Here is a 16,044-nt window from a genome sequence, read left to right on the forward strand (position 1 = left end):
CCCACGGGCGCGGACCGGCCGCCCTCCAGCGTAGTGGCTGGCGCACGGGTCCCCCTCCCCCGGGGTGGCGGACCCGGCTGACATAATGGACGGAATCCCCGCGGCCCGCCGGCCGCGGGCGCCCCCCTGACCCCGACGAGAGGACGGCACTCAAGTGCCCGGAACGAACCTGACCCGCCAGGAGGCGGCCGCCCGGGCCGAGACCGTGGCCGTGGACGCCTACGAGGTGGTCCTCGACCTCACCCGCGGCGAGCGCATCTTCCGCTCGACGACCACGGTGCGCTTCCGGGCCGTCCCGGGGGCCTCGAGCTTCATCGACGCGATCACCGACGCGGTGCACTCCGTGGTGCTCAACGGGACGGAGCTCGACCCCGCCGAGGTCTCCGACGGGGTGCGGATCCTGTTGCCCGCCCTGCAGGACGAGAACGTGCTGACGGTCGACGCGGACTGCCGGTACATGAACACCGGCGAGGGCCTGCACCGGTTCGTGGACCCGGTCGACGACGAGGTCTACCTCTACACCCAGTTCGAGGTGGCCGACACCCGCCGGATGTTCGCCGTGTTCGAGCAGCCCGACCTCAAGGCGCGCTTCGCGTTCACGGTCACGGCCCCCGCGCACTGGACCGTGGTCTCGACCCAGCCCACCCCGGAGCCGGTGCTCGCCGGGGCCGGCGCGGCCACCTGGTCCTTCCCCCCCACCCCCGTGGTGCCCTGCTACGTCACGGCCCTGATCGCCGGGCCCTACGCCTCCGTGCACGACGAGCTCACCAGCGCCGACGGCCGCACGGTCCCCCTGGGCCTGTACGCCCGGCGCTCGCTCATGGAGCACGTCGAGGCGGAGGAGATGTTCGGCATCACCAAGCAGGGCTTCGAGTTCTTCGAGGCGCAGTTCGGCATGCCGTACCCGTTCGAGAAGTACGACCAGCTCTTCGTCCCCCAGTTCAACGCCGGGGCCATGGAGAACGCCGGCGCGGTGACCTTCGTGGAGCTCTACGTCTTCCGCTCCCGGCCCACGCAGGCGCGCGTGGAGCGGCGGGCCATCACGATCCTGCACGAGCTGGCGCACATGTGGTTCGGGGACTTCGTGACCATGCGCTGGTGGAACGACCTGTGGCTCAACGAGTCCTTCGCGGAGTTCATGTCCACCCTCGCGGCGGCGGAGAACACCCGCTACACGGACGCGTGGACCACGTTCGCCGCCGGGGAGAAGTCCTGGGGCTACGAGCAGGACCAGCTGCCCACCACGCACCCCATCAAGGCCGAGATCCGGGACCTCGAGGACGTGCTGGTGAACTTCGACGGCATCACCTACGCCAAGGGCGCCTCGGTGCTCAAGCAGCTGGTGGCGTGGGTGGGCCAGGAGCAGTTCATGGCCGGGCTCAACCGGTACTTCCGCGAGCACGCGTGGGGCAACACCGAGCTGCGCGACCTCATGGTCCGGCTCGAGGAGGCCAGCGGCCGGGACCTCGAGCAGTGGTCCGCGCTGTGGCTGGAGACCGCCGGGGTGAACACCCTGACCCCGGTGCTGGAGACCGACGCGGACGGGGTCATCCGCTCCTTCCGGATCGAGCAGACCGCCCCCGCGGAGCACCCGACCCTGCGCCCGCACCGGCTGGCGGTCGGCTTCTACGACCACGACGACGGGCAGGGCAAGCTCGTGCGCACCCACCGGGTGGAGCTCGACGTCGACGGGCCGGTGACCGAGGTGGCCGAGCTGGTCGGCCGGGAGCTGCCGGACCTCGTCCTGCTCAACGACGACGACCTGGCCTACGCCAAGATCCGCCTGGACGAGTGCTCCCTGGACACCGCGCTCACGCACCTGAAGAACTTCGAGCGGACCCTGCCCCGCGCCCTCGTCCAGGCCTCCGTGTGGGACGGCGTGCACGACGGCGAGACCCCGGCCCGCCGCTACGTGGAGCTGGTGCTCGGCAACATCGCCCACGAGACGGACTCCACCGGCATCCAGGTCCAGCTGGGCCAACTGGACACGGTGCTCGAGGGCTACGTGGCCGAGCCGGTCCGCGAGGCCGTGCAGCACGACGCCGGCGACCGGCTGTGGCAGCTCACCGAGGAGGCCGCGCCCGGTTCCGACCAGCAGCTGCAGTTCCTCAAGGCCTTCGCCCGGCACGCCCGCACGGACGCGCAGCTCGACGTCCTCGAGCAGCTGCTCGGCGGACGGCGGTCCCTGGAGGGCCTGGCCCTGGACACCGACCTGCGCTGGGCCGTGCTCACCGCCCTGTGCGCCGGCGGGCGCCTCGGGGACGAGGCGGTGGACGCGATGCTGGCCGAGGACAACACCGAGAACGGCGCCATCGCCGCCGCCCGCGCCCGCGCGGCGATCCCCACGGCCGAGGCCAAGGCCCGGGCGTGGCAGCAGATCATGGTCGAGGGCACGCAGCCCAACTCGATCCAGGACGCGGCGATCGACGGCTTCCGCACGGCCGCCGACACCTCCCTGCTGGCGCCCTGGGCCGAGCGGTACTTCGCGGCGATCCCCGAGCTGTGGCGCACCCGCACCCACGAGCTCGCCCAGCAGATCGCCGTGGGGATGTACCCCAACATCCCGGCCCAGGAGACGGTCGACGCCACGGACGCGTTCCTGGCCGGGCTGCCCGAGGACCTGCACGGGCTGCGCCGGCTCGTGCTCGAGCAGCGCGACGCGACGGCCCGGGCGGTCCGCGGCCAGGCCGTGGACGCCGAGTACGAGGTAGCGCGGGCATGAGCGGCGAGCAGCAGCGACCCGCGCCCGGGCCGGGGGACGCCCCGCGCACCGACCCCGCCGCCGCGGCCCCGCCCGGGGCGCGGTCGTTCTCGGTGGCGGCGCCGCTGTCCCAGATCCGCCGGCCCGTGCCGCAGGTGGGGGACGAGCGGCAGGAGGCCGAGGCGGGCACGTCGTCGTCGTTCTACAACCAGGTGGGCGGGCACGAGACCTTCGTGAAGCTCGTGCACGAGTTCTACTCCCGGGTGGCCGAGGACGAGCGGTTCCGGGCGCTGTACCCGGACGACGACCTCGGTCCCGCCGAGGAGCGGCTGCGGATGTTCCTCGAGCAGTACTGGGGCGGGCCCACCACCTACTCCGAGCAGCGCGGGCACCCGCGGCTGCGGATGCGCCACATGCCGTTCCCCGTGGACGTGTGGGCGCGGGAGACCTGGCTCCGGCACATGCGCGCGGCCCTGGACACCCTGGAGCTCTCGCCGCTGCACGACGGGATCATCTGGGACTACTTCGACCGCGCCGCCCACGCCATGATCAACCGGCCGGGCTGAGCCCTCCGCGCTTGGCGAGCACGTGCCCGCCGGGCGTGCTCAGGCGCACCCAGCGGCCGTTCTCGGCCACGGCGACCTCGGCTCCGGGGCGGAGGAAGCCGAGCGAGTACGCGGCGAACGCCGCCCCGTCCGGCAGCGGGGCACCGCTCAGCCGCCCCGCCAGGGGTTCGGCCCACCCGGACGAGCGGCCCCAGACCTGCGAGCGCACGGTGTCCACGACGGCGGCACCCGCGTCCGTGGGGACCGTGCGGGCGACCTCGGCGATCCCGGCCCGGGCCGTCTCGCGCAGCGCGTCCCCGGCGACGGTGCCGACCGGCGTCCACCCGCCCAGCGGCGGGGCGATGCCGGCCCAGGAGACGGTCGCGTCCATCGGCGGCAGCCCCACCTCGGCTTCGTCCTGGCCCTGGCGGGGCATCCGGTCGAGGACCCCGCCGAGGGGGACGGTGACGTCGAGGACCTGCTCCCGGGCCAGCGCGGCCGTGCGCAGGCCCAGCACCGTGGGCGTGCTGTCCAGCAGCCCGTGGGGCTCGAGCACGCACACGTAGACGCCCACGGCGCGCCCGCGCGCCTGGAAGCGCGCCGCGCCCTGCGGGTCGACACCGCGGGCACGGGACAGGAAGGTCTGCAGGTCCGCGACGTCGCGCGGATCGGTCAGCGGCAGCGAGCGGCTCATCGGCCCCGGACCCCGGCGGGTGCGGGCCGGCGGGCGAAGCGGGTCGGGGCGTCCGACCACTGCTCCAGGAGGTCCCGCTGCGCCTCGTCCAGGCGCACCGGCCGGCCGGTCCCCCGGTCGATCTGCACGACGGCGGTCTGCGCCACGGCGTAGACCCGGGAGCCGTCCTCCTCCTGCACCGCGTAGTCGAGGACGAAGCTGGAACCGCCCACGGAGGAGACCCACACCCGCACGAACACCGGGTCGGGCCGGTACAGCAGCTGCTCCGAGTACTCGATCTCCTGGCGCCCGATCACCGTCTGCCGGTCCCCCACGAGCGTGCGGAACGTCGCGCCTGCCGGGATCCCCGCCGCGGCGCCCTGGGGCAGCGGGCGGGCCATGAGCCGGACGCGGGCGTCCTCCAGGTACTGCAGCACGGTGACGTTGTTCACGTGGCCGTAGCTGTCGATGTCGCCGAAGCGCATCTGGATGGGGATCAGCAGCGAAGACATGCCTCCCATCCCATCACACCCGGGCGCGCCCCGGCACCGCGCCGCCGGCTCCGGACGGCGCCGGGGCCGGTGCGGTGGCTTGGCTAGAGTGAACCCCATGACCTACAGCCCCATCCTGGACCCCACCCAGGCCCTGCTCGACATGCTGGACCTCGCCGACGGCGGCGGCGCCCGCACCCTCGAGGACATCTACGTGGGCCACTCCATCTCCCCCGCGCGCGGCCGGGTCTACGGCGGGCAGGTCCTGGCGCAGGCCGCCACGGCCGCCATGCGCACCGTGGACCCGGAGCGGATCATCCACTCCCTGCACGCGTACTTCCTGCGCGCCGGGGACGTGGCGCAGCCCATCACCTTCGGCGTGGAGCGGATCCGCGACGGCCGCTCGTTCTCCGCCCGCCGCGTGCACGCCTATCAGGGGGGCCAGGCCATCCTCTCGGCCATCGCCTCCTTCCAGGTGCCGGCCCGGGGCCTGGATCACCAGGACGAGTCCCCCCGCAACCTCCCGGACCCCGAGTCGCTGCCGAGCGCCGTCGAGCTGCTGGGCCACATCGACGCGCCGGAGGCGCGGGCGATCGCCCACGAACGGCCCTTCGACATGCGCTACATCACCGAGCCGATCTACTTCCGGCCGGACTCCCGCGGTGAGCCGTTCAACGCGGTGTGGATCAAGACGCTCAAGCCGCTGCCCGACGACCCCGACGTCCACCGCGCCGCGCTGGCCTACGCCAGCGACTACACCCTGCTCGAGCCCATCCTGCGGCTGCACGGCAAGACCTGGATCGAGCCGGGCATGAACCTGGCCTCCCTCGACCACGCGATGTGGTGGCACCGGGAGGCGCGCGCCGACGAGTGGCTGCTCTACGTGCAGTCCTCCCCCAACGCGTCCTCGGCCCGCGGGCTGGGCGTGGGCCGGATGTTCACCCGGGACGGCAGGCTCGTCGCCACGACCGCCCAGGAGGGCATGATGCGCTTCCCGGAGTTCTCCTGACCGCACCGGCGGGCACCCGGTGCCCGCCGGTGCTCGGTGCCTCCCCGAGATAGGTGCTGCTCCACGGCGGAGGGGCCCGTCCGGCCGGAAGGATCAGTTCTCTCCGGCCGGACGGGCCCCTCCGCCGCGTCGGCGGGACCGGGCGCGGCCCGGTCAGTCGCGGGTCAGGCGGCGGTGGGTGACGCGGTGCGGGCGCGCGGCGTCGGCGCCGAGGCGCTCCACCTTGTTGGTCTCGTAGGCCTCGAAGTTGCCCTCGAACCAGTACCAGTTGTCCGGCTCGTCCTCGCTGCCCTCCCACGCGAGGATGTGCGTGGCGACCCGGTCGAGGAACCACCGGTCGTGGGAGACGACCACGGCGCAGCCCGGGAACTCCAGCAGCGCGTTCTCGAGCGAGCCGAGGGTCTCGACGTCGAGGTCGTTGGTGGGCTCGTCGAGCAGCAGCAGGTTGCCGCCCTGCTTGAGGGTCAGGGCCAGGTTGAGCCGGTTGCGCTCGCCGCCCGAGAGGATGCCGGCCTTCTTCTGCTGGTCCGGGCCCTTGAAGCCGAACGCGGAGACGTAGGCGCGGGAGGGCATCTCCACGTTGCCGACGTTGATGTAGTCGAGACCGTCCGAGACGACCTCCCACAGCGACTTGTTGGGGTCGAGGTTCGCGCGGTTCTGGTCCACGTAGGAGATCTTGACGGAGTCGCCGATCTTCAGCTCGCCCCCGTCCAGCTCCTCGAGGCCCACGATGGTCTTGAACAGGGTCGACTTGCCGACGCCGTTGGGGCCGATGACGCCCACGATGCCGTTGCGCGGCAGGGAGAAGGACAGCTCCTTGATCAGGGAACGCTCCCCGAAGCCCTTCTGCAGGTCCTTGGCCTCGATCACCAGGTTGCCCAGGCGGGGGCCCGGCGGGATCTGGATCTCCTCGAAGTCGAGCTTGCGGGTCTTCTCGGCCTCCGCCGCCATCTCCTCGTAGCGGGCCAGGCGGGCCTTGGACTTCGCCTGGCGGCCCTTGGCGTTGGAGCGGACCCACTCGAGCTCGTCGGCCAGGCGCTTGGCCTGCTTGGCGTCCTTCTTGCCCTGCACCTCCATGCGGGCGCGCTTGGTCTCGAGGTAGGCCGAGTAGTTGCCCTCGTAGCCGTAGAGCCGGCCGCGGTCGACCTCGCAGATCCACTCGGCCACGTGGTCCAGGAAGTACCGGTCGTGGGTCACGGCCATCACGGCGCCGTGGTAGTCCTTCAGGTGCTGCTCCAGCCACAGCACGGACTCGGCGTCGAGGTGGTTGGTGGGCTCGTCGAGCAGCAGCAGGTCCGGCTTCTGCAGCAGCAGCTTGCACAGGGCCACGCGGCGGCGCTCGCCACCGGAGAGGACCTTGACGTCGGCGTCCGGCGGCGGGCAGCGCAGGGCGTCCATCGCCTGCTCCAGCTGGGAGTCGAGGTCCCAGGCGTTGGCGGCGTCGATGTCCTCCTGGAGCCGGCCCATCTCCTCCATCAGGGCGTCGAAGTCGGCGTCGGGCTGGGCCATCTCCTCGGAGATCTCATTGAAGCGGTCGACCTTGGCCTTGATCTCGCCGACGCCCTCCTCCACGTTGCCGAGGACGGTCTTCTCCTCGTTCAGCGGCGGCTCCTGCAGCAGGATGCCGACGGTGTAGCCGGGGCTGAGCCGGGCCTCGCCGTTGGACGGCTGGTCGAGCCCGGCCATGATCTTGAGGATGGTGGACTTGCCGGCTCCGTTGGGACCCACGACGCCGATCTTCGCGCCGGGATAGAACGACATGGTGACGTCGTCGAGGATGACTTTGTCGCCCACGGTCTTGCGGGCCTTGGACATTGTGTAGATGAATTCCGCCATGCCCACAAGGCTACCCCGCTCCGTCCCCGCCGGTCGGCGGGGACGGAGCGGGGCAGCAGGGGTCCCGTCCGGGTCCGGGCGGGACACCGGGTGGCCCCGGACGGGCGGCTCAGGCGCTCGCCGGCTGTCTGCGCGGGCGCCGGCCCGGTGCGGTCCCTCCGGCGCGGATCTCGCCGGTCTCCGGGTCGACGTCCTCGGGCAGCGGCGGACCGTCCTCCTCGGGTTCGCCGACCTCGTCCGGGGTGGCCGTGGCGTCCCCGGGAGCGGGCGGCGCCGTTCCGTCCCCGGACGGCACCTCGTGCCCGGTCTGCTCCGCGGTCGACGAGGAGGTGATCGTGCGCTGGAAGCACGCCGTGCCGAGGGCGAGGTCATGCCCGATGGAGACGGCGTCCACGTCCACGGCCGTGTTGCGCCCGTGCTCGCCCTCCCAGAACCTGACCTTCAGCTTGCCGACCACCACCACCGGCTGGCCCTTCTTGATGCTCGCCAGCGCGTTGAGCCCCAGCGCGCGGAACGCCTGCACCGTGAGCCAGTTCGTGTGCCCATCGCGCCAGGAGGAGCTCTGCTGGTCGAACCAGCGCGGGGTGGAGGCCAGGCGGAAGGTCACCACCACGGTACCGTCGGGCAGGTTGCGGGACTCGGGGTCCGTGGCCACGTAGCCACGGACGGTGATCTGGTCGGTCATGGGGAACTCCTCTGGACAGCGGCCGTTCGGCCGGGGCGGGCCCCGGTGCCGGGGTGCTCCCAGGGTCCGTTCCGGCCGGGCCGGGGAACAGCGCCCGGGCCCCCGTTGTGGAGGAGAAGGGCCGCGGAGCCCGCGGCCCGGGACCGGTGCAGTGCGGACCGGGGCGTCCGGCCGCGTGCGTCAGTCGATGTCAGCGGTGCCCCACGTGATGAGGCCCAGCGGCCGGTGCTGCCTCTGCTGCTCCTGGGCGCAGGCCCAGCACCACGGCCCGTGGACGGGCGGAGCCCCGCAGGGACAGAGCCGGATCTGGGCCATCGTGCTCACCTCGTGGAACGTCGCAGCGGTCGGGCGGTGGTCCGCCGGATGTCATCCTGCGCGGGCGCCCTCACCCCTACTACCGGGGCGGGCACGGCTGTGGATGCACCGGCGCCGGGATCTCCGCCGGTGGTCCGGGAATCCGCGCCCGCGGCGGCCTCCGCCGTCGCGGGCGCGGATTCCCGGACCCGGGCGTGGGGAACCCCCGCCGTTCCCGGCTGTGGAGCGGGGACCGCACGGGGAGAGCGCCCGGGCCGGCCGTGCGTGCCCGGGCGCTCGGCGCCGGAGCATCAGCGCTCGCGGGAGATCTTCCCGCCCCAGTCGACCGGCGGCACATCCTGCAGCGCGCCGAGCTGCTGGAGCAGACCGAGGCGGTCCTGGATGGCCCAGGTGCCCACCACACGGTCACCACGGACGTCGAAGATCCGGATGGTGTCGTAGGAGACGCGCCGTCCTGTGGGAGCGACGCCCGCGAACGCACCCGTGTGGCGTCCCGAGATCGACCCCCGGACGGCGACCCGGTGCCCCTCGACGATCATGTCGTGGACGGTGACCTCGAAGTCGCTCAGGGCGTTGAACAGCTCCTCGAGATGAGCCCGCGCCTGGGCCTGGACGGCGGGATCGGGGTCGAGCAGCTCCTGCAGGGCGGTCAGGTCCTGCTCGTCCCAGACGCGCCGGATGTACTCCCGGATGAAGGCCCTCGTGTGCTCGGTCGTGGGATCCATGGCGGCACAGTAGTCAGGTGGCAGGAGCAGGTCAACGGGCGGGTGTACCGCTCCTCCCTGGATGCGTGTGCCGCCCCGCCGCTCCGTCCCGATCCCGGACCGGGACGGCCGGTGACGGTCCGGATCGCCGTCGCTGCCCTTCGACGGCGGACCGGAACGGGGATGCTGACGCCACAGGCCAGAAGCCCCGGACGCTTTGCCCGGGGCCGGGGAGTTCGGAGGGTGACGCGGGAACTGCGGTGACTGAGCGGTGCCGCTACCAGTCCGTGTTGACGTACACGTCCGGGTCGAGGAACCCGTCGACGTTGATCAAGGCCTCGGGGTCCATGCAGATGTTCTCGTGGAACACCCCGCCCGCGTCGTCGCAGGCGGCCCTGTCCCGTTCGTCGATGTAGCTGATCAGCGTCGCGCCGCTCAGGAGGACGACCACCACGAGGACTGCTCCCACGCAGAAGACGGCGAAACGGCGGTCGATCATGGACGCTCCTCACTCGATGGGCACACGCTTTTCACCGTGTCACACCTGGCGCCCCGGTGCATCGCCGTCGGCGGCTGCGGTGAGTCCCGCCACAGAGGATGCGGCGTGCCGCCACGGCGTCCGTCAGGAAGGACGAGATCCCCGCCATCCCGGACCGCGAGGCCCGAAAACGGCGGGGATCCGTACTGTGCCCCAGGAGGGAGTCGAACCCCCGACCAAGAGATTAGAAGGCTCCTGCTCTATCCACTGAGCTACTGAGGCGGGCCGTCCGGGACCGCGTCCCGGACACCGCAGACGAGTTTACCAACTCGCCGCCGGGTGCACGGGACCTCAGATCACGGCGCTCTGCACGAGGGGCTGGTAGCGGCCGCGGAACAGGCGCCTGGTCGCGGGATCGATGAACCACAGGTACACGCCGTAGGACAGCGCGACGACCGCCGCGATCAGCCGGCCGGAGCTGAGGTCGAGGTCAAGGTACGGGAAGACGTCGAGCTGGTCGGAGACCGCGTAGATCATGAAGAAGACGGTGAGGAAGAACAGGATGTCCACCTGCCAGTCGCTGCGGATGCCCGTGACCGCGAACAGCGGGATGAGCCACACCACGTACCAGGCCTGGATCATCGGGGAGAACAGCACGATGGCCGCGAACGCCCAGGTGAGCCGGCGGATGATCCGCTCGTCGCGGCCCCGGAACATCAGCCACAGGATGACCGGCACGGCCAGGGCCTGGCCGATCGAGTGCACCGCGCCCTTCCACTGGCCCTCGTCGGCCCCCACCGCCGCGGCCAGGGTCGCCGCCAGCCCGCCCACGAAGCCCACGGGGGCGTACCAGATGGAGACGGATCCCGGGGTGGACATCGCGGCGACCCAGCCGAAGCCGAACCCGTTGATCAGGCCCATCAGCCCGAGCAGCCCAAGCGCGTAGGCGAGAGTGAGGAACCACACGGCGAGGCGGCGCGGCCACGAGGCGTTCTTCCCGGCCCAGAGCAGGCCGATGAACGGCAGGAAGACGAGCGTGATGGGCTTGATCGCCACGGAGAGGGTGACGAGCGCCGTGCCGGCCAGTCCGCCCTTCCAGTTGCGGTGCTTGGCGGCCACGTAGGTGCCGGCCAGGGCCAGGGCGATCATGATCGCGTCGTTGTGCACGGAGACGATGAAGTTGGTGAGGAACAGGGGGTTGGCCACGCTCAGCCACAGGGCCCGGGCCGGGTTGATCCCGTGCAGCCGCGCGAGCCGCGGGACCAGCCACATGCAGGCGAGCACGGAGAGCACGCACATCCCTCGGAACCACAGCACGGCCGCGTCCGGGTCCGCCCCGGTCACGGCCACCACGAACTGCTCGAGCCACAGGAACAGCGGCCCGTAGGGCGGCGGGGACTCCGACCACATCTGGTCGGCGCCCAGCTGGAAGAAGTTGTCGATGGTGGAGACCCCGTGCTCGTAGGGGTTGAGCCCGTTGGCCATCACCCGGCCCTGGCCGATGTAGGAGTACACGTCCCGGCTGAACAGGGGGATGGTGACCAGCATGGGCGCCGACCACGCCGCGATGGCGATGAGCACCCAGCGCCCGCTGCCGGGCCCCCACCGGTTGAGCTTCTGCCCCAGCCGCAGCCACTCACGGATCAGGAGCATCCCGCCCACGGCGAGCAGGAGGATGGAGACGATGACGCCCGTGGTGGTGAAGCGCATGGCGATGATCACCGGCGCCTGGCGCAGCGGGGACACCGAGGCGAGCCAGCCGACCCCGAGGGAGCCGACGAGCAGCATGAGCGAGCCCAGGGTGCCCATGAGCACGGTCCGCAGCGGGGAGCCGGACACGTACCGGGAGACGTCGGGGCTCGCGAGCGGCTCGGTGCCGCTGGCGCCCTCGTCCGGCGCCGGCGTCCTCGAAGTGATCTGCACTGCTCTCCCGATGCGCCCGTCCGGTGGTGGCGGGCACCGCCGCTGGGCGCAGCGCGGACCCGTGATCGCCCCGATCCTATCTCCGGTGGCTGGAGGAAACCCGGCACCGGGCGCGGGGCACGTCGTCCGCCGTGCGGCGTCGGGAGGGCACGGTAGATTGTCCGGGTGGCTACTTCCAACGGACGCATTGTATGGATCGACTGCGAGATGACGGGGCTGTCCCCCGAGGACGACGCGCTCATCGAGGTGGCGGCCCTCGTGACCGACGACGAGCTCAACGTCCTCGGCGAGGGCGTCGACGTCGTGATCCGGCCCAGCGACGAGGCCCTGGCGCAGATGGGCGACTTCGTGCGGAACATGCACACGGCGTCCAAGCTGCTCGACGAGCTGCCCTCCGGCCTGACGATGGAGGACGCCCAGGAGCAGGTCCTCGCCTACATCCGGCAGTGGGTGCCCGAGCCGGGCAAGGCCCCGCTGGGCGGGAACTCCGTGGGCACCGACCGCACGTTCCTGGTCCGGGACATGCCGCAGGTCGTGGAGCACCTGCACTACCGTGTGATCGACGTCTCCACCATCAAGGAGCTCTCCCGCCGCTGGTTCCCGCGCGCCTACTTCCAGGCCCCGCCGAAGACGGGCAACCACCGGGCGCTGGGGGACATCCGCGACTCGATCGACGAGCTGCGCTACTACCGCCGGGCCGTCTTCGCCGCGGCGCCGGGGCCCGACTCGGAGACCGCGAAGGCCGTCGCCGCCGAGATCGCCGCCTCCCGCACCGGCGCCTGATCGGCGGGACCCGCCCCCGCACCGCTCCGGTCCCCGGCGTCGTGGTCCGGAGCGGGCCCGGAATGGGGTACACTCGTATGCGTTGCCCAGCGGAAGCACGGTCTTCCGGTGGGCGTTCATGGTGGGCGTAGCTCAGTTCGGCAGAGCGCCTGGTTGTGGTCCAGGAGGTCGCGGGTTCAACCCCCGTCGCTCACCCGCTGTGAAAGGCCGTCCCGAGGACTCGGGACGGCCTTTCGTCGTTCCCGCCCCCGTCCGTGAGGGGCGAAGCCCGGCAAGTCGAAGGAAGTGCGTCATGGCCATCCGCCCCGTGGTGATCACCGGCAACCCCGTCCTGCACCGTCCCGCCGGCAAGGTGGCGGCGTTCGACGACGAGCTGCGCGCCCTCGTCGAGGACATGTACGAGACCATGGACGCCGCCCACGGCGTGGGGCTGGCCGCGCCGCAGATCGGTGTGGGCCTGCGGATCTTCACCTACGCGTTCGACAACGACGACGACGTCGCGCCGCGCGGGGTGCTCGTCAACCCGGTGCTGACCGTGGGCAAGGTCTCCCAGGACGCCCCGGACCCGGACGAGGAGTCCGAGGGCTGCCTGTCCGTGCCGGGCTACAGCTGGCCGCTCAAGCGGGCGGACTGGGTCCGAGTGGCGGGCTTCGACGTCGCGGGCGAGCCGGTGGCCTTCGAGGCCAACGGCTGGTTCGCGCGGGTGATGCAGCACGAGTACGACCACCTGGACGGGAAGCTCTACCTGGACCGGCTCAACGACAAGTGGTCCAGGAAGGCCCGCCGGGCCGTCAAGGCGGAGGGCTGGGGCCGGGACGGCCACGCCTGGACGCCCGGTGTCGACGAGGACCCGTTCGGCCACTGAGCCGGGCGGGCCGGCCTCAGTCCCCGGGCAGCACGAGCACGAGCTCACCGGCCGAGCGGGCCGTGGGCTCCCGCAGCTCCGCGTGCCAGCGCTCGCCCGCCGCAGCGAGCAGCTCCTGCGGCGTCGCGGGCCGCTCCCCGTGCGCGGCGCGCTCGACGAGGTGGCGGGCGAGCAGCCCCCGGGTGTGCTTGGCCATGTGCGAGACGACCGTGCGCGTCCCCGCCTGCTCCCGCACGACCTTCACCCCCACCGTCCGCTGCCGCGGGGCGCGCCAGGCGGCGGCGTAGGCCGCCGAGCGGCAGTCCACCACGAGGCCGTCCTCCGCCGCGGGCTCCAGCACGGCGGGCAGGTGGCGCTTCCAGTGGGCCGCGAGCTTGCCCAGGCCGGGCAGCTGCGCCCCCATCGACAGCCGGTAGGCCGGGATCCGGTCCGTGGGCCGCACGGCCCCCCACAGGGCCGAGACGACGACGAGCGAGGCCGCGGCCTCCTCCTGCTGCGCGGCCGTGAGCCCGGCCGGGTCCAGGGCGTCGTAGAGCACCCCGGTGTAGACGCTCAGCGCCGGTGCCGCCGGCTCCGTCTCGAGCCGGGTGTTGCGCTCGACCTCCCCGCGCAGCCGCTCCCCCACGCCCAGAGCCTCGAGGGCGTCCGCGCGGGCGCTCGTGCGCGCGAGCTCGGCGCGGACCTGCTCGCGGGCGGACGTGAGCTCGGCGAAGGCGAGGCTCCCCGGGTCGACGGGCTCGCCGGAGCCGGGGGCGGTCTTGGTCTCGGAGGGCGGCAGCAGGATCAGCACCCGCAGCAGTCTAGTGACCCGCTCGGGGTCCGGGCGCCCCGGCACTGCCGTCGGCGGCCGGCCGGGGCGGCCCGGGCCGGGGTGCCCGGCGGGTAGGATGGACGGCGGACAGGTCGGCCGGGTGACCGCGGGCCCCGGACCCACGGGTCCGGGGCGCGAGGAAAGTCCGGGCTCCGCAGAGCAGGATGGTGGGTAACGCCCACTCGGGGAGACCCGCAGGAAAGTGCCACAGAAAACAGACCGCCCGCCCCCGGTCCGTCCGGGCAGCGGGTGAGGGTGAAAAGGTGGTGTAAGAGACCACCAGCGCGCCGGGTGACCGGCGCGGCTCGGTAAACCCCATCCGGAGCAAGGCCAGACAGGGTGCGCCCGAGGGCTGCTCGCCCGAGCACCCGGGTAGGCCGCTGGAGCCCACCGGCAACGGTGGGCGTAGATGGATGGTCACCAGCACGGTGCGGGCGACCGGCCGTGTGCACAGAACCCGGCTTACAGGCCGGCCTGTCCCCCGAAACTCTCCCCCGCGCGCCGGGGCCGCCCCGGCGGCTGCGGCGTGGCGCCCGGCGTCAGCCGCGGACCAGGATCACCCCGCACTCGGGGCAGGTCAGGACCTCGTCGGGTCCCGCGGCCCGGAACGCCGCGGCGTCCGTGGGGCTCAGCGCCGTCCCGCACGACCCGCACGCGGTGCCGCGCAGCGCCGCGGCCGCCGGGCGCTCGGTGCCGCGGCCGGTGCGGATCCTCTCGTACCGGGCGACCAGCGCGGGAGCGCCCACGGCCTGCGCCGCGGCCGGACGGGTGGCCGCGAGCTCCTCGCGCTCCGTCGTGAGGATCCTTCCCTCCTCGTCCCGGGCCGCCACGCGCCAGCGGGCGTCGGCGTCCGCCTCCTTGAGCCGCGGCGTGATGCGGGCGCGGTGGGCGGCGGCGTCGTCGAGCTCCTGCATGAGCTCGAGCTCCGCCTCCTCCGCCTCGGCGAGCTGGCGGGTGCGGGTGTCGATCTCGTGCTGCAGGCCCATCAGGTCCTTCGCGGACCCGCCCTGCTCGAGCCGCTTCCGGTCCTTCTCGATGGAGGCCTGGACGCGGGCCACCTTCTCCTCCGCCGCGGCCAGGCGCTCGCGGATCCCCTGCTCGCCGGCGTCCAGCTCCTTGGCGGCCGCGATCGCCCGGGCCCGCAGCTGCAGCGCGGCGGCGACCTCGGGATCGGTCTTCAGCTCCGCGATCCGGGCGGCGATGCGGCGCAGCCGGGCGTCGACGCGCTCGAGCTCCAGGAGGGCTCGCTGCTGCTCGGGGGTGGCGGTGCTCATGCGGTTCCTCCTGCGGTCGGGGCGCCGTGGACGGGGCGGTCGGGGACGGGGTGGTCGATGCGGAAGTCCCACGGGTCGGAGCGCCGGACGGAGACCTCGACCTCCACGTCGTGACCGCGGGCCGCGAGTGCGGTGCGCAGCGCCGCCGCGCCCACGGGCAGCCACAGCCACTCGCTGGCGAAGTGGGAGAGGTCCACGAGGCAGGGGGTTCCGTCCGCGCCCGGGCCCAGGGCGGCCTCGCGGGCCTCGGAGGCCGGGTGGTGGCGCAGGTCGGCGGTGACGTAGACGTCGGCGTCGCTGGCCCGCACCTCGTCCAGGAGCGAGTCCCCCGCGCCCCCGCACACCGCGACGCGCCGCACCGGGGTGCCGGGGTCGCCGGCCACGCGGACCCCGTGGGCGGTCGCCGGGACGGCCTCGGCGAGGCGGCGGGCCAGCTCGGCCAGGGGCAGCGGCTCCGGCAGGTCCCCGACCCGCCCGATGCCCACGGCCGGGTCGGCGGGGTGCGGGGCCAGGGGCGTCGTCGTCGTGAGCCCGGCGGCGCGCGCCACGGCGTCCGAGACCCCGTCCGGGGCGGAGTCCGCGTTGGTGTGGCAGGCGAGCAGGGCGCACCGGTGCTCGATGAGCTCGTGCACCACGGCGCCCTTGAAGCCGTCGGCGGCCACGGAGGTGACGCCGCGCAGCAGCAGCGGGTGGTGGGTGATCAGCAGGTCGGTGCCGGAGGCCACGGCCTCGGCCACGACGTCGGCCACGGGGTCCACCGCGAAGAGGATCCGGCGCACGGGCTGGTCCGGGCGCCCGGTGACGAGCCCGCTGGCGTCCCAGGGCTCCTGGAGGCGCAGGGGCCACAGCTGCTCGACGGCCTCGAGCACCTCCGACAGCGTGGGGGCGGGCCCGGGCGGGGACGTGCTCTGCGGGGTCATGCGCCCAGTCTAGGAGCCGTCTCGCACGGGC

At 73.0% G+C, this 16,044-nt stretch carries 15 protein-coding genes, 2 tRNA genes and 1 other RNA gene; 7 read left to right on the forward strand and 11 right to left on the reverse strand.

The features are described 5' to 3' along the window. Window positions 1-154 precede the first annotated feature (154 nt). Entirely contained in the window at window positions 155-2,722 is a 2,568-nt protein-coding gene (gene pepN / locus RE027_RS00490; RefSeq protein WP_368806276.1) for an aminopeptidase N, read from the forward strand. Window positions 2,723-2,856: 134 nt separating this feature from the next. Further along, entirely contained in the window at window positions 2,857-3,267 is a 411-nt protein-coding gene (locus RE027_RS00495; RefSeq protein WP_368806605.1) for a globin, read from the forward strand. Here RE027_RS00495 and RE027_RS00500 read toward each other — a convergent pair. Together RE027_RS00500 and RE027_RS00505 are read right to left on the reverse strand one after the other, a co-directional pair. Beyond that, window positions 3,251-3,940: a DUF8185 domain-containing protein gene (locus RE027_RS00500; protein ID WP_368806277.1), complete on the reverse strand. Its 690-nt coding sequence runs from the start codon at window positions 3,938-3,940 to the stop codon at window positions 3,251-3,253. The genes RE027_RS00495 and RE027_RS00500 overlap by 17 nt on opposite strands. Next, window positions 3,937-4,431 (reverse strand): acyl-CoA thioesterase, encoded by a 495-nt coding sequence (locus RE027_RS00505; RefSeq protein WP_368806278.1) that lies wholly within the window; start codon window positions 4,429-4,431, stop codon window positions 3,937-3,939. The genes RE027_RS00500 and RE027_RS00505 overlap by 4 nt, the downstream gene beginning before the upstream one ends. Window positions 4,432-4,528: 97 nt before the next feature. Here RE027_RS00505 and RE027_RS00510 point away from each other — a divergent pair, with 97 nt between their 5' ends. After that, the gene (locus RE027_RS00510; RefSeq protein ID WP_368806279.1) at window positions 4,529-5,419 is read left to right on the forward strand and encodes an acyl-CoA thioesterase; all 891 of its coding nucleotides are present in this window, start codon (window positions 4,529-4,531) and stop codon (window positions 5,417-5,419) included. A gap of 153 nt (window positions 5,420-5,572) precedes the next feature. Here the strand turns inward: RE027_RS00510 and ettA are convergent, their stop codons facing one another. The 6 genes from ettA to mptB form a co-directional block, all read right to left on the reverse strand. Further along, window positions 5,573-7,255, reverse strand: a complete 1,683-nt coding sequence (gene ettA, locus RE027_RS00515) for an energy-dependent translational throttle protein EttA (protein WP_368806280.1) — start codon at window positions 7,253-7,255, stop codon at window positions 5,573-5,575. Between the two features lie 109 nt (window positions 7,256-7,364). Next, window positions 7,365-7,940 carry a single-stranded DNA-binding protein gene (locus RE027_RS00520; RefSeq protein ID WP_368806281.1) on the reverse strand — a complete coding sequence of 192 codons (576 nt, stop codon included), beginning with the start codon at window positions 7,938-7,940 and terminating at the stop codon, window positions 7,365-7,367. A gap of 605 nt (window positions 7,941-8,545) precedes the next feature. Further along, window positions 8,546-8,980, reverse strand: a complete 435-nt coding sequence (locus tag RE027_RS00525) for an ester cyclase (RefSeq protein WP_368806282.1) — start codon at window positions 8,978-8,980, stop codon at window positions 8,546-8,548. Window positions 8,981-9,236: 256 nt separating this feature from the next. Next, window positions 9,237-9,458, reverse strand: coding sequence for a hypothetical protein (locus RE027_RS00530; protein ID WP_368806283.1), 222 nt, complete (start codon window positions 9,456-9,458; stop codon window positions 9,237-9,239). Window positions 9,459-9,646: 188 nt separating this feature from the next. Continuing rightward, a tRNA-Arg gene (locus tag RE027_RS00535) sits at window positions 9,647-9,719 on the reverse strand. Between the two features lie 69 nt (window positions 9,720-9,788). After that, entirely contained in the window at window positions 9,789-11,360 is a 1,572-nt protein-coding gene (mptB, locus tag RE027_RS00540) for a polyprenol phosphomannose-dependent alpha 1,6 mannosyltransferase MptB (RefSeq protein WP_368806284.1), read from the reverse strand. Window positions 11,361-11,525: 165 nt separating this feature from the next. On the opposite strand from mptB, the gene orn reads away from it, so the two are divergent. The 3 genes from orn to def all read left to right on the forward strand — a co-directional run bounded on the left by orn (window position 11,526) and on the right by def (window position 13,008). Beyond that, window positions 11,526-12,143 (forward strand): oligoribonuclease, encoded by a 618-nt coding sequence (gene orn / locus RE027_RS00545; RefSeq protein WP_368806285.1) that lies wholly within the window; start codon window positions 11,526-11,528, stop codon window positions 12,141-12,143. Between the two features lie 121 nt (window positions 12,144-12,264). Continuing rightward, a tRNA-His gene (locus RE027_RS00550) sits at window positions 12,265-12,338 on the forward strand. Window positions 12,339-12,435: 97 nt separating this feature from the next. Continuing rightward, window positions 12,436-13,008, forward strand: coding sequence for a peptide deformylase (def, locus tag RE027_RS00555; protein ID WP_368806286.1), 573 nt, complete (start codon window positions 12,436-12,438; stop codon window positions 13,006-13,008). 16 nt (window positions 13,009-13,024) lie between these two features. Here def and RE027_RS00560 read toward each other — a convergent pair whose 3' ends face one another. Beyond that, window positions 13,025-13,798, reverse strand: coding sequence for a YaaA family protein (locus tag RE027_RS00560; protein WP_368806287.1), 774 nt, complete (start codon window positions 13,796-13,798; stop codon window positions 13,025-13,027). A 109-nt stretch (window positions 13,799-13,907) separates the two neighbouring features. On the opposite strand from RE027_RS00560, the gene rnpB reads away from it, so the two are divergent. Further along, window positions 13,908-14,300, forward strand: an RNA gene (gene rnpB, locus RE027_RS00565) — RNase P RNA component class A. A 58-nt stretch (window positions 14,301-14,358) separates the two neighbouring features. On the opposite strand, the gene RE027_RS00570 is transcribed toward rnpB, so the two are convergent. Both RE027_RS00570 and RE027_RS00575 read right to left on the reverse strand, forming a co-directional pair. After that, on the reverse strand, window positions 14,359-15,093 hold the full coding sequence (locus RE027_RS00570) for a zinc ribbon domain-containing protein (protein ID WP_368806288.1): 735 nt from the start codon (window positions 15,091-15,093) through the stop codon (window positions 14,359-14,361). Continuing rightward, on the reverse strand, window positions 15,090-16,013 hold the full coding sequence (locus tag RE027_RS00575) for a Nif3-like dinuclear metal center hexameric protein (RefSeq protein WP_368806289.1): 924 nt from the start codon (window positions 16,011-16,013) through the stop codon (window positions 15,090-15,092). Before RE027_RS00575 ends, RE027_RS00570 begins: the two co-directional genes overlap by 4 nt. Window positions 16,014-16,044: the final 31 nt, after the last annotated feature.

It is taken from the genome of Kocuria sabuli, assembly GCF_040981185.1.
Taxonomy (GTDB): Bacteria; Actinomycetota; Actinomycetes; order Actinomycetales; family Micrococcaceae; genus Kocuria; species Kocuria sabuli.

Bases quoted from the DNA above. Each gene is read 5' to 3' on its own strand.
- RE027_RS00500 (WP_368806277.1), bottom strand. From the start codon at position 3,940: ATGAGCCGCTCGCTGCCGCTGACCGATCCGCGCGACGTCGCGGACCTG.
- RE027_RS00505 (WP_368806278.1), bottom strand. From the start codon at position 4,431: ATGTCTTCGCTGCTGATCCCCATCCAGATGCGCTTCGGCGACATCGAC.
- RE027_RS00510 (WP_368806279.1), top strand. From the start codon at position 4,529: ATGACCTACAGCCCCATCCTGGACCCCACCCAGGCCCTGCTCGACATG.
- ettA (WP_368806280.1), bottom strand. From the start codon at position 7,255: ATGGCGGAATTCATCTACACAATGTCCAAGGCCCGCAAGACCGTGGGC.
- RE027_RS00520 (WP_368806281.1), bottom strand. From the start codon at position 7,940: ATGACCGACCAGATCACCGTCCGTGGCTACGTGGCCACGGACCCCGAG.
- RE027_RS00525 (WP_368806282.1), bottom strand. From the start codon at position 8,980: ATGGATCCCACGACCGAGCACACGAGGGCCTTCATCCGGGAGTACATC.
- RE027_RS00530 (WP_368806283.1), bottom strand. From the start codon at position 9,458: ATGATCGACCGCCGTTTCGCCGTCTTCTGCGTGGGAGCAGTCCTCGTG.
- def (WP_368806286.1), top strand. From the start codon at position 12,436: ATGGCCATCCGCCCCGTGGTGATCACCGGCAACCCCGTCCTGCACCGT.
- RE027_RS00570 (WP_368806288.1), bottom strand. From the start codon at position 15,093: ATGAGCACCGCCACCCCCGAGCAGCAGCGAGCCCTCCTGGAGCTCGAG.
- RE027_RS00575 (WP_368806289.1), bottom strand. From the start codon at position 16,013: ATGACCCCGCAGAGCACGTCCCCGCCCGGGCCCGCCCCCACGCTGTCG.